Source organism: Denitromonas iodatirespirans (genome assembly GCF_018524365.1).
Classification (GTDB): Bacteria; Pseudomonadota; Gammaproteobacteria; order Burkholderiales; family Rhodocyclaceae; genus Nitrogeniibacter; species Nitrogeniibacter iodatirespirans.
On the sequence record NZ_JAEKFT010000021.1, the window covers coordinates 1 to 12,276 of the forward strand.

15 protein-coding genes are annotated in these 12,276 nt (G+C 64.2%); 8 read left to right on the forward strand and 7 right to left on the reverse strand.

Features of this window, described 5'->3' with window-relative positions:
• The first annotated feature begins 327 nt into the window (after positions 1–327).
• From I8J34_RS16640 to I8J34_RS16655, 4 genes are all read left to right on the forward strand, one after another.
• Positions 328–1,125 carry a hypothetical protein gene (locus I8J34_RS16640; protein ID WP_214362761.1) on the forward strand — a complete coding sequence of 266 codons (798 nt, stop codon included), beginning with the start codon at positions 328–330 and terminating at the stop codon, positions 1,123–1,125.
• On the forward strand, positions 1,122–1,505 hold the full coding sequence (locus tag I8J34_RS16645; protein ID WP_214362762.1) for a hypothetical protein: 384 nt from the start codon (positions 1,122–1,124) through the stop codon (positions 1,503–1,505). Before I8J34_RS16640 ends, I8J34_RS16645 begins: the two co-directional genes overlap by 4 nt.
• A 410-nt stretch (positions 1,506–1,915) precedes the next feature.
• Positions 1,916–2,284: a VOC family protein gene (locus tag I8J34_RS16650; protein WP_214362763.1), complete on the forward strand. Its 369-nt coding sequence runs from the start codon at positions 1,916–1,918 to the stop codon at positions 2,282–2,284.
• Positions 2,285–2,592: 308 nt separating this feature from the next.
• Positions 2,593–2,730, forward strand: a complete 138-nt coding sequence (locus I8J34_RS16655) for a hypothetical protein (RefSeq protein WP_214362764.1) — start codon at positions 2,593–2,595, stop codon at positions 2,728–2,730.
• A 29-nt stretch (positions 2,731–2,759) separates the two neighbouring features.
• Here the strand turns inward: I8J34_RS16655 and I8J34_RS16660 are convergent, their stop codons facing one another.
• From I8J34_RS16660 to I8J34_RS16690, 7 genes are all read right to left on the reverse strand, one after another.
• Positions 2,760–3,443, reverse strand: a complete 684-nt coding sequence (locus tag I8J34_RS16660) for an endonuclease/exonuclease/phosphatase family protein (protein ID WP_214362765.1) — start codon at positions 3,441–3,443, stop codon at positions 2,760–2,762.
• Complete coding sequence (locus tag I8J34_RS16665) at positions 3,436–5,640, reverse strand: VTT domain-containing protein (protein ID WP_214362766.1); 2,205 nt, start codon at positions 5,638–5,640, stop codon at positions 3,436–3,438. The genes I8J34_RS16660 and I8J34_RS16665 overlap by 8 nt, the downstream gene beginning before the upstream one ends.
• A gap of 115 nt (positions 5,641–5,755) precedes the next feature.
• Complete coding sequence (locus tag I8J34_RS16670; RefSeq protein ID WP_214362767.1) at positions 5,756–6,223, reverse strand: GNAT family N-acetyltransferase; 468 nt, start codon at positions 6,221–6,223, stop codon at positions 5,756–5,758.
• Between the two features lie 50 nt (positions 6,224–6,273).
• On the reverse strand, positions 6,274–6,753 hold the full coding sequence (locus I8J34_RS16675) for a GNAT family N-acetyltransferase (RefSeq protein WP_214362768.1): 480 nt from the start codon (positions 6,751–6,753) through the stop codon (positions 6,274–6,276).
• Between the two features lie 69 nt (positions 6,754–6,822).
• The gene (locus tag I8J34_RS16680) at positions 6,823–8,097 is read right to left on the reverse strand and encodes a glycosyltransferase (protein ID WP_214362769.1); all 1,275 of its coding nucleotides are present in this window, start codon (positions 8,095–8,097) and stop codon (positions 6,823–6,825) included.
• Entirely contained in the window at positions 8,094–8,525 is a 432-nt protein-coding gene (locus I8J34_RS16685; protein WP_214362770.1) for a GFA family protein, read from the reverse strand. The genes I8J34_RS16680 and I8J34_RS16685 overlap by 4 nt, the downstream gene beginning before the upstream one ends.
• Positions 8,526–8,535: 10 nt before the next feature.
• Positions 8,536–9,726 (reverse strand): winged helix-turn-helix domain-containing protein, encoded by a 1,191-nt coding sequence (locus tag I8J34_RS16690; protein WP_214362771.1) that lies wholly within the window; start codon positions 9,724–9,726, stop codon positions 8,536–8,538.
• 406 nt (positions 9,727–10,132) lie between these two features.
• Here I8J34_RS16690 and I8J34_RS16695 point away from each other — a divergent pair, with 406 nt between their 5' ends.
• The 4 genes from I8J34_RS16695 to I8J34_RS16710 all read left to right on the forward strand — a co-directional run bounded on the left by I8J34_RS16695 (position 10,133) and on the right by I8J34_RS16710 (position 12,263).
• Positions 10,133–10,516 carry a YybH family protein gene (locus I8J34_RS16695; RefSeq protein ID WP_214362772.1) on the forward strand — a complete coding sequence of 128 codons (384 nt, stop codon included), beginning with the start codon at positions 10,133–10,135 and terminating at the stop codon, positions 10,514–10,516.
• 104 nt (positions 10,517–10,620) lie between these two features.
• Positions 10,621–10,881 (forward strand): hypothetical protein, encoded by a 261-nt coding sequence (locus tag I8J34_RS16700; RefSeq protein ID WP_214362773.1) that lies wholly within the window; start codon positions 10,621–10,623, stop codon positions 10,879–10,881.
• A gap of 305 nt (positions 10,882–11,186) precedes the next feature.
• Positions 11,187–11,441, forward strand: coding sequence for a hypothetical protein (locus I8J34_RS16705; protein ID WP_214362774.1), 255 nt, complete (start codon positions 11,187–11,189; stop codon positions 11,439–11,441).
• Positions 11,442–11,597: 156 nt separating this feature from the next.
• Positions 11,598–12,263, forward strand: coding sequence for a PRC-barrel domain-containing protein (locus I8J34_RS16710; protein ID WP_214362775.1), 666 nt, complete (start codon positions 11,598–11,600; stop codon positions 12,261–12,263).
• The last annotated feature ends 13 nt before the right edge of the window (positions 12,264–12,276 follow it).

Sequence of the window (12,276 nt, forward strand, 5' to 3'; positions counted from 1 at the left end):
CCGCGGTGCTGGCGACGATCGCCAAAAACAGATGCCGCATCCAGTCTGGACGAAGCTACCCAAGACCGGCCAGAGTCAAGCCGCATTTGCATTTGGCATACAAGGCGGCTTAAGTTGAGAGCATTGCCTTGAGGGGTACCGTGCCGGCGGACCTCGGCCGGGTGACAACCGTACGGGGAACCGGCCGCGACTATCCCGTTCGAGCACACCCGCACAAGGAAATTCGGTATAGTCACACGTCATTTTTCAAGAAATGCCGGGTACGCGGATGGATGTCGGCATGCAATTCATCCTCGGACTCACGCCCCCAATCATGGACAAGTCGCCATGGGTATCGAAAAAATCGCCACCGCAAGCAACAAATGTCTTGAAGACCGGGACAACATTCCCGGCGCACCGCTTTGGCAGATGGGCAAAGTGCGGCTACTTCAGTCGCAAGCCAGTTTCGACTTGATCCAGAACACGGTGGACTACCTGGCCTGCAAAGGCCAGTCCGGCCGACCATTTACCGATGACGAGAAGGAGTTCATGACCGAACTCTTCGAGGCGCTGTGGTGGGGCGGCACCATTCGCGGATATGCAGAGGCGGCACGCTTGGCCGATCACTATGTGAACGGCCGCGGGCAATCCATCAAGATCGGCTCGACTGTCTACCAGACGTCGGTCATCGTCAAAGACACGATGATCGCCCTCAAAGCCTACATCAAGGAGCAAGTCACCAAAAAGCGCAGCTTCACCCCGCTCAAAAGCAGTGATGCAGGTTTCCTGCAAACCGCGCAGGCCAGATCCTTGCAACATGGGCGAAACTTTCAATCCAAAGGTCGCCTGCTCCCCAACGGTTGCCTGCTCGCCGAGCAATCCAATCAGCGGCTGAAGAACACTGACAACCGATTCTTTCTGAGCGTGAGCACTGTCAGGAACGCAAATGGCCTGTTCTTCTCGACTTGGAAAGTGGAAAGCCTCTACGACTTCGAACCGTTCAGTGCCGGTCACGTCACGAACATCCCCCTGGCCGATGGTTTTGTTCTGAAGCTCCCGGACGGTCTCTCCCAGCATCTCACCACCATAGGCGTCGCACAGGACTTTGCGTACGCTGCCACATGGACTGAATGGTGGGAAAAATGATGCAGGCAAAACACCTGTTCGTCTGGCTGACGGCACTTGGCCTGCTGAGCGCATGCGCAGAAAAGGATGACTGCGGCGTCGCCGACACCGTCCAGGAGATCACGCAGGTCGATTCCGGACAGACGCGCTACTACCTCTACCTGAAAACAAGCGGCGTCAGCGACAAGGCGAGCTTCCTTGTCCTGTATGACCACAAGCCGTCGTTCGATGCCTGCGGCCGGGCCGACCGCGATGCCATTGGCGAAGCCTACGTCGACGCAGATCGAGGCGCCCCGGTACGCGCCGTCTTCGCGCACGACACGCTGGACATCCAGTACGTCGAGCAGGCGGGCGACAGCGCAAGCCTTCAGAACATCGAGATAGTCGTCCGAAACGACTGAGCTTCGCAGGCGCTTGATCTGCCGACGAATCCCAACGCGCGTCGGCGGATGCGTACGGCAGAATACGCTTCGCTCTTCCGCCCTACCTGTGCCCCCGCTAAGGAAAAATCATTGCGACTTACAAGATCACAACACCGACACCACCCAACGACCGAATGAAACCCACAGCCATTCTCGCCGCACTTCCCGCCCCCACCCTCGCCACCCCGACCTTTGTGGAGGTCTTTCGCTGGACGGACAAGTCCACACCGGTGGTGTCACACACCGGTGGGGTCACCCATTAGCCCCTGCTGGGAGCCGGACGCCGCGTCGCTTTCCGTCCGACCGGCGCCTCCGTTTCGGCGATACTGACCAGCCCCCTCGTCGCTATTCGAACGAATTGGCGGCGTTCGACATCACAGGAGAAAGACTTGGCGAATCTCAAGGTCTCTGAAATCAAGGCTTTCGTTCCGTCGAAGGACTTCGAGGTTTCCAAGCAGTTCTACAAGGATCTCGGATTCACCATGGCGTCGGAAGGCGGCGGCATTGCCTACTTTCACTTTGGGCATGTCAGCTTCTTGCTCCAGGACTTCTGCGCAGAGGCGCTTGCGGAGAACTTCATGATGCATATCCTCGTCGAGGATGTGGACGCGTGGTGGAATCATGTCCACGAGAGTGGCGTGCTTTCAAAGTACGGGGTCAGCGTCACCGACTTGGCTGAGCAGCCCTGGAGAATGCGGGATTTTTGCCTGTTTGACCCGTCGGGCGTTCTTTGGCGAATTGGCCAAAATACAGACTAGTCGCGGAGCGACGCTGGCGCAGGACGCGTCAGCAAAGCGCTTCCGCCGAGCGGCGGCACTTCTATCACCTCAGGCTGCGGAATGCGCTTCGCGCTTCTGCCCTGCGCAGCCCCCTACCGACCCTGGGTCGGCAGGGGGTTTTTCTTTCGGGCGCCGGGCGATGAATGCACGATGAACGCGGACTTCAGACGCTGTTCAAGTCCACCCGACGACAATGCATTCACGGCTGGCGCATCGGCAGCGCGAGTCGCCAGGCAGGCACCACGTCGTCACGACAATGCGCGCACGCCGCGCCAAAGGAGCTCAACATGAAATTCCGCCAGACTGCTTTCTCCCGCGAACTTCTCGCCGTTGTCACCGGCACGGTGTTGGCCGTGGCCACGGTCGCCTTCTTTACCCTGCCCTACAGCATCGCACCCAGCGCTGTGCTGCAGCACCTGACCTGACCGCCTCTCGGCCCGATGGCGTCGCCCGCTTAGAAATCGATGTCTGCCACCAGCGGCAGATGGTCGGACGCGATGCGTGTCAGCGGCGTGCGGTGGGTGTCGATCCGCCGCAGCGACATGCGGGGTTTGACCCAGATGCGGTCGAGGGCAAAGAGGGGCCAGCGAGACGGGAAGCTGCGTCGATGCGGCACGGCCGAAAAATACCGATGGAGGTGCCGTAGCGGCCGCCCCCACAGCAGCCACTCGTTGATATCGCCCATCAAGACCCGCGGCAGCGCGGGTTCGTCATCCAGTTGCGCCAAGATCTGCTGCACCTGGTGGCGGCGTTCGTAGGGGCGCAAGCCGAGGTGCGTTGCGATCACGCCCAGCAGTTGGTCGCCGTGTTCCAGCCGGGCGATGATGGCGCCGCGGGGTTCGCGCCGGTGCAGGGTCAGGTCCAGGCGGCGCGATTGGGCGACCGGCAGGCGGGTGAGCAGCGCGTTGCCGTATTGCGTGTTTTCGTAGGCCATGGTCGGGCCATACACCACCTGCATCTGCAACTCGCGTGACCAGTGCCGGAGGCAGTCCAGGCTTTCGTCGCGCGTGGCTTCGACCTCCTGCAATGCGATGGCGTCGGCGCCCAGGGCCTTCAGGACGGCGAGAATGCGCGCCGGCGCATGCCGGCCATCGACGCCGACACAGCGGTGGACGTTGTAGCTGGCGAATCTAAGCATCGCGGGCGGCTGCGGCATCGCGCAGGCGGCGAACCCATTTTCGACCGCCCCAAACGACCACCAGGAGCGCGCCGAGCGCCGCCGCAAACATGGCAAACGTCGGCAGGTCCGGCTGTTCGATCACGGCCGTCACCTGGTCGATGAAGAGCGCGATCAACAGGAGGCCCGGCAGCATGCCGATCAGGGTGCCGAACAGCAGATCGACGCGTTTGAAATTGAATGCGCCGGCGGCCATGTTGATCAGCGTGAAGGGCGCGATGGGGACGATGCGCACAAAGATCACCGTGGCCAGGCCGCGCGAGTGCAGTTGCCGCTCGAGGCGGCCCATTGTGTTGCCGGCGATCTTCTCGACCGTCGAGCGCCCCAGGCGGTGCCCCAGGGCATGGCCGCAGGCCGCGCTCAAGACGGCGCCGATCAGGGCAAGCAGCGTGCCGAAGATCGGGCCGAACAGCAAGATCACCACCGAGCTCATCAGCGTGATGGGAAAGGCAAGCAGGGTGCTGACGATGATCAGGCCGATCATCAGCAGCGGGCCGTACCAGCGTTGCGGCAAGGCGCCGATGTGCGTTGTGAGCGTCTGCACATCCAGCCATTGCGACAGCGGTGTCCAACGCCGCGCGGCCGCCATCGCCGCGATGCCGAGCAACAGGTAGACGCCCAGCGCAACGCGTCTGAACAGGGGGCGGCTCTCGGGCCGGGCCAGGACTTCCCTGACGAGGAGGTCGGCCTGGATCGGTTGCTCGGGATCGACGAAGCGGCCTTCCGGCACCAGCTCGTCGACGTCTGCCGGCACTTTCAACGGGAGTGCGAACAGCGAGTGGCCGTCGGGCTTGTGCAGGGCCGTGAGGGTGTCGATCAGCGAGCCGGTGCGGGCGAGCGTGTCGGCGAAGCGCTCGGGGTCGACCGCCAGATGTTCGCCGAGGAGACGATCGCGAAACAGCGCGATGGCCCGGCGGGCCTCGGCAGCGTGCTGCCCGTGCGCTTCGAGCGCGATGTCGAGTTCCGAATCCAGCCCCATCGAGCGGTTGTTGTTGTTGGCCGAGCCGATGCGCAGATAGGCATCGTCGATGATCGTGACCTTGGAATGCACGATCATGTAGTGCTCGCCCAGCGCCGGATCATGCGGGTAGAAGACCCGCAGGCGGCTTTCGTGATCCTCGGCGCGCAGGCGCTTGATGATGCGCTCGCGAATCACGTCCATGGTGTATTGCGACAACCAGCCGTCGGTTTCGAAGGGCAGGACGAGGATCACTTCGGGGCCGCCGGGCTCCCGCAGTTTCTGCGCCAATTGCTCGGCAACGCAATTGGCCGTCAGGTACTGGTTTTCCAGGTAGATGTAGCGCTTGGCCTGTTGCAGCGCGGCGACGATCTGCGCTTCGATCTCGCGCACTTCCGGTACGCCCTTGTAGGCCGGCTGCGTGCGCGCGATCGCGATGTCGAGCGCGCTCGCGTCGACCGGCACTGCCGCCGGCCACATGGTGTCGCTGGCCGGCGGCGTGTCGATCGCCGGCAAGGCCTCGTCACTTGCGCACGCCCAGCGCTCCCGCGCCAGCGCGCCGAGCGCCTGCGCCGCTTCGCCGGCCACGAGCAGATGGACGTCATGGAAGGGGCGCGGCGGCCCCTCGCCGTTTTCGATCCGGCGGCGATCGTTAGGCCGATGCGCCGGCGTGTCCCACCGCCCGAGGGCCAGGTCGATGCCGCCGACGAAGGCCAGCGCATCGTCGATGACCACCAGCTTCTGATGCTGGCAGGCGCCCACGGGATGGCAGTCGTCGACCCTGTAGTGAATGTTCGCCGGGCTGGTCCAGCCGAGCCGGAGCTGCGACAAGGCCTCGCGATCCGGCGCGTAGAGCAGCGCGTAGTCCCAATTGAGCACATGGATGTCGAGCCCGGGCCGGGTGTCGGCCAGTGTCGTCAGCAGCGCACCGAGCGCCACCGGCAAGCCGTCGTCGCATGCGGCGGTGGATCCGGGGTGATCGCCGTCGCGCAACAGTTCCAGCTGGCTGTTGATGTCCCAGCCGATGATGAAGATGCGCCGGGTCGCCTGCTTCAGCGCCTCGCGCAGTGCATGAAAATACGCCGCGCCATCGATCAGAAAACGCAGTCTGTCGGCATGCGCGCGACGCCAGCAGGTGGCGCCTTCCCGAAGAATGGGGCGCTCGATGATGTTGTCGGTGGATGGATGCCGTGTGTTCATGCCCTCCGGTCTTTCAGGCCAAATACCTGTGGGACGCCATGCGGCCGGATCAGTTCGCCTGGGTGTCGCGCACCGGGTGGGACGGGGCTGGCGGCAGGCTCCACCCGGCGGCGGGCTACCCGATGGCGTATTTCATTTTGTAGCCGCCCGTGATCTCGAAGCCGTTGGCCTGGTAGAAGGCGACGGTGCGATCGAACTCCGGCACCGGGGGCGTGCACAGCTCCAGCCGTTTCCAGCCTTTTCGCTTGGCAAACGCAATGATTTCGCCGAGCAATGCCTTGCCGATGTTCCGGGACCGGTAGTCGGGCAGCACGTAGAACTCCTGAATGGTGCCGAAGCTGCCTTCGGCATAGAGGGAGCGGCATTCGCACAGGGCGCCAAAGCCGACGATGGTGGCGCCGTCGAAGGCGGCGATCACGCTGTACTGCCCCTGCCGAACGAATTCGTCGCACAGCGCCATCGCCAGGGGCAGGTCCACGTCGAAGTGCTTGACCCCGGTCCTTTCGATGATCTCGTTGGTCAGGCACACCGCGAGCCGTGCCACTTCGTCCGTGCTGGTTTCATCGATGAGGCGGTATTCCATGGGGCTGCGCTCCTTGTTGTCGTGCGATGACGGGGGGCGGCGTGCCGCGATCACGCCAAGGGTATGCAGAATACCGGCAGGTCGCGGCCGGGGATGCTGGCCGACTCGCGCGTTCCGACCTGAAGGCCGCCGGCGGCAAGATAGAACGACATCGCGTTCGGGTCTCCCTGAATGCGTATCGACATGGCGCCCAGGCGCCGGGCATGCGACTTGGCGTGTTCGATCAGGGCTCGGCCGACACCGTGGCCGATATGTTTCGGCTCCACGAACAGGGCCTCCAGTTCGTAGTGATTCGGGGGCGTGCGTTCGAGCGCGTAGAAGCCGACGACCGCTCCGCCGGACTCGGCCACGTGGTAATGGCGCGCCGGGTTGGCGATATCCGCTTCCGACACCGTCAGTTCGGCACGGCAGGCCGCCATGAACGCGGGGGAGTAGCCCCAGTGGCACTTCGATCGAAAGGCCAATGCGCTCAGCAGCGGGCCTTCGCCCGGCTTCGCCGGCCGTAGTGTGATGCGGTCAGGCATGGGCATGACGCGGCCTCCCTGTCGTTCAGAACCGGCACCGGCGGTGAATCGCAGTGGCTTGTCGGAGGCGCCACCTCAGGCACCGCCCATGAGCTTTTCGATCTGGGCCACCGCGTTCCCGATGCCGTCCTCGTTGCGAATCGCCGCCCCCAGCGCGGCCGCCTTTTCGCGGACACCGGCGTCAACGCCGTTGATGGCGGCGGCGAGCGCCTCGACGGTCAGCGTTTTTTGCGGCAGGGGGCGGCTGCCGGCCCCCAGGGCATGGACGCGCCGCGCCCAATAGGGCTGATCGCCGAAGAACGGCACGATCACCGAGGGCTTGCCCGCGCGCAGGGCGGCGGCGGTGGTGCCGGCGCCGCCGTGATGCACCACCGTCGCCATGCGCGGAAACAGCCAGTCGTGCGGCGCCTGCTCGATGCGCAGGATGCTGTCCGGCAGCGGGGCGTCGATCTGCAGGCCGCCCCAGCCGGTCGCGACGATGCCGCGCACGCCGGCGTGTTGCAGGGCGTCGATCACGATCCGGCCGAGGCGCTGCGGGTCACGGCCGGCCATGGAGCCGAAGCCGACATAGACCGGCGGCGGCCCGGCGGCGAGAAAGTCAGCCAGCGCAGGCGGCGGCGTCCAGTGGTCATGGCCGTCGAGAAACCAGTAGCCGGTGGTTGTCACGGTCTCGGGCCAGTCGGTCGGCGGCGGAACCACATGCCGGCTGAATCCGCACAGAACGGGAATGGCCTTGCCCGCATGGGTATGCAGGACATCGAATCGCCCCTGCCGCGGCAGACCGTTGGCCGCGCGCCAGGCCTTCACCGGCTTGCCGGCAGACAGCCCCATCAGGCGCTTGACCAGGGCGTGGGTCATGCGGTTGTAGGCGGCGCCCAGCTTCAGATCCGGAAAGCCCAGGTGGGGGTGTTCCGCCGTCGGCACCAGCATGGGAATCACCAGCGCCAGGATCACCGGCACGCCGAGCTTTTCGGCATACAGGGGGCCGCCGTAGGCTTTCGGGTGAAAGATGATCAGGTCGGGTTGGCATTGCCTGGCGGCGTCCCAGCCTTCCTGCAGCAGGCGGCGCTGCAGGGGGCCGACCTGTTTCATCATGCTGAAGGTGCGCTTGACTACCGCGAACGCGCTGCGGGTGTTCTCCAGCATCTCGCGCCCCTGGTCCGTATCCAGGATCGCCAGCATGGTGTCGTTCATGTAGCCAAAGTGCAGGCCGTGCGCTTCCACCTCCTCGCGGAAGCGCTCGCTGGTGGCGAGGGTGACCTCATGCCCGGCCGCTTGCAGCCCCTTCCCCAGGGCGATGTAGGGTTGGACGTCGCCCCGCGAGCCATAGGTGGCGATGAAGATGTTCATAGCGCGTCGCCTGGCGTGCCGTTATGCCACGGTGGCCACTCGGCGAACTGCGGCGCCGAACCACCGATATGATCCCAGGGCGCCTTCGAGGCGACGAAGATGTGCTCCCCGATCTCGATCCCGGGGTTGCCGTTGACGGTGCCGAGGGTAACTCCCATCACCCGGCCTTGATACAGACCGCACAGGGTGGACCCGCAGGTGCTGCAAAAGCCGATCCCCCACCCCGCCTGCGAGGTGTATTGCCGCAACTGCGCCTCGCCGGCCACCCAGCGAAACGACTCGGGCGAGGACAGCTCGGCAAAGGCGGACGACGCGCCGCTGAACGCCTTGCGGCACCGCGAGCAGTGGCAGGCCTGGGCCCGGCTCAGCGGCGCGCTGATTTCATAGCGCAGGGCACCGCAAAAACATTCTCCCGTGATCACAAGCACATACCTCCCGTCATGCGCCGCCACGTTGGCGAACGGTGGTACCGGCACGGCGGCGCTGCGCCTTGCCGACCACACGATCGTCGAGTTGCGGGCATTGGTTGAAATCGGCGAACCGTTGCAGCTCGCCGCGTAGCGCGGGAAAGAACGGCTCGCGCGCCAGGGGCCCGGCTTCGAGATGCAGGCTCAACACCTCGAATCGCCGTTCGGCCCGATGCGCCTTGCAGTCGACACGCCCGACGAAGCGGTCGCCATACAGAATCGGCAGGCAGAAGTAGCCGAACACGCGCTTGGGCGCGGCAACGTAGCACTCGATCCGGTAATCGAAGCCAAACAGCGCACTCAGGCGATCGCGGTGGATGACCGCGTTGTCGAAGGGCGACAGCACTTTCACCGCGCCATCGACCGTCGGCGCCTGCGCGAGCGCGTCGGTATCCACATAGACGAGCGGCCCGTCGGCGTCGTCCAGCGCCTTCACCGTGCCGGCGTCGATATGCGCGTCGAGCACCTGGCGCATCGCCTCCCGCAGGGGCTTGCCGGTCTTCAGGTGCAGAAGTTGTTTCCAGGTGAACACGCCATGCGCGCGGCGTGTGGTGTCGAACAACCAGGCCGCGTAGTCGCTCAGCGTGGGTAGGCTCAGATCGATGCCTTCGGGCAGGCAGCGCTCGGTGAGGTCATAGACTTTCTCCATGCCATCGCGGCCGCAGACCATCAGGTCGCCCTGCATGAACAGCTTGTCGAGGGCGCGCCGACCCGGCCCCCAGTTCCACCAACTGCCCTGACGCGATTTTCCCGTGTCGATGTCGCGCACCCGCAACTCCCCCTCGGCCTTCACGCGGGCCAGGATCTCGTGCATCAGGCGTTTGTCGACATTGCTGAAATAGGGCCTCTCGCCGCTGCGTATCGACGCCATGTGCACCAAGGCATACCGATAGTCGCGCATGGGCAGATACGACGCGGCATGGAACCAGTGCTCAAAAATATGCCGCTCGCCAATCAGCCGGTTCAAGTGGCTGGGTTCATAGCCCGGCACCCGGCTCCATAGCACATGGTGATGCGCCCGCTCGACCACCGACAGCGTATCGATCTGCACATAGCCCAGATGCTCGATGGCGCGGCGGGTGCCCGAAACACCGGTGCCAAACGGCGACGGCGCCACCAGGCCTTGCCGCGACAAGGCCAGCCGCCTCAATCGCGACGTCATCGAATATTCTGCGTTCTCCATCATCCGATCTGCATTCCCATCGATTTTTCCCCATGTCGGCCACGGCCGTTTCCCGCAGCTTACGGCTTTGTGTGCAGCCGGTCCGCTCGTGTATCGGCGCTGCTGGGCCGCTCGTCGTCTGTTCGGGCCGATGGATCGCAGTGATCCTTGGCCTTGCATGCAGCCGCTGTCCGCCTCGTTGCGCCGCTTGTCATCGGACTCGCGGCCACGGCATTGCCCCTGTCATCGTCCCGCGGGTATCTTCGACGCATGACGAGGCCTGGCCGGGACGCTCACCGGCGGCTTTCACCCCACAACTTCGGGCCGGTGCCGGGCGCGCACGAACCATCATGCCGCCACGCTCAGGACAGCAGCCCCGAACACTCGTGCCAAGAAAGGCAAGACCATGGACAAGCACCCAGTCGTTGCTCAAATCGAAAAGGCGGATGCAGCCATCGTGGCGGAAGATTTTGACACGCTGCTCGACATCTACACGGACGATGCCGTACTGGTTGTCGAACCGGGAAGACATGCCGTGGGCAAAGACGCCATCAGAAAAGCGTTCGAGGCGATTGCCGCTTATTTCAAGAATGGATTGCAGGTGAGCCAAGAGGGCATGACGGTTCTGGCCTCTGGCCGAACCGCCCTGGTGCTGGCCAATACCGTCATATCGGCGCCCAACGTGCCGACAAGCACGCGCAAAGCCACCTACGTGTTCATCCAAGACACCGACGGCAAGTGGTTGTGTTCGATCGACAACTCGTACGGTCATGAAATCATGACACCGTAAAAACACATGGCCAGCTGGCCGATCTCACATGTCGGTGCGCTAGACACAACCCGCTCACCACGCCTTTCGGCCTTGCACCACCGGGGGGACATAAGGATCTCCCCATGGAAAAATTCAACGCCACCTCCTTGCTTGCGCCAGGCCGAAAGACTCACCCTGTCGTACGCGTGCTGGCCATACCGCTGTCGATACTGATGCTGTGCGTGTTTTCCGACACCCTGCACACGCTCATGTTCGATGCCAGAACCTTCGATGCGGTTTTCAAGAATATTGTCACCCTGGCCTTGCTCGGATTTCTTTTCTGGCCGTTTTCCTATGTTGCCGTTCGAGGCAAGACACCGAGAACCTGGCACCCCTACCAGTAGAGCGTTCCCGGTCGATTTTTCCAGCATCGCGCTGGCCCCTCCTGCCGCCCCCGCCATCGCGCGGTAGCCCCCCGCCTTCCGCCCCCCTCCGCCGCCTGTAGACGCGCGCCTTTTGGTCATGACATGTGGGCCGGCTGACGCCCGAGCGGATGCCATGAATTCGGCGTAGGCGCCGTCCTACATCGCTTTCAGCCTCGACCGACTGCGGCCCAAAGGCCCGCTCCCTATCATGAAGTCATCGGAATCGGGTTCGTTCCATCGCCTAGCGGCAGGGTCGATCCCATCCAGCAATCACGGGGGCAGCCATGGACATCAAGACACGCCATATCGCAGCCGTCGCCTTGGGGGCGACCCTGTTGGGCGCATGCACCAGTTACTTCCAGGTCACCGACCCGACCACCGGCCGGCAGTACTACACGACCGACGTGGACGACGAAGGCGACGCGGGTGCCATCCGCTTTCGGGATGAGCGCCATGACGAGGAGGTGACCTTGCCCAGTTCCGAAGTCAAACCCATATCGCGTGAGCGGTATCACGAGGGTATGAGTACGCCCGACTAGCAGCAGAGGGCATTGACCCGCCGAACCGCATCGATCTGCCGTGTGCAGCATGGCTGCGGGGGCTCCGCCCGGTGCTTCTGGAGACGCCGCCGGTCTTACCGACCGGGGTGTGGTCCCGACGACGCCGTCGGCAACATCACGACACAGGAGGATGAAATGAACGCACGTTTCAAAAATACGCTGATCGCCGCATCGATCGCCGCCTTCGCGGCCAGTCCGGTATGGGCTGAAACCGAAGGCAAGGTCGCGCCGGGTAAAGCCGCGCAGGAAAGCACGGCGCCGGCCGGCAAGCCCCGGATGCAACAGGACCCAGCCAGCAGCGCCTCGCGTAGCGACCAGATGCTCCGTCAGGGCGATCTCGCCGGCCTCACCCCGGATCAGCTCGAGGGCAAGGAAGTCTTCGGGCCCGACGGCAAGCACATCGGTGAGATCGAGTCGGTCGTGAGCGATGCCGCCAAGCAAGGCGTGAAGGTGGTGATCTCCATGGGCGGCCTGCTCGGCATCGGTGACAAGGAAGCCGCCGTGCCGTTCGACCAGCTGAAGGTCGTCAATGGCAAGCTGACCGTCTCGCAGACCAAGGAGGCGCTGACCGCCGCCAGCGAGGGCTACAAAGAGGAGAACTATGTCGCGCTGGAACCCAAAGACCAGCCGATCAGCGAGTTCTCGGCCTTCGAGCCCGTGCCGGGCGCTGGGCAGGATCGCGGCGCGCAACCCAATGCCGGCACCGCACCGCGGGACGATGTGACGCCGGGGGCTGCCGGCTCACCCACCGCTCCTGCGGAGATCATGCCGAAGCCGACCACGCCGGAACAGCCGCAGTAACCCACCGGTGAAT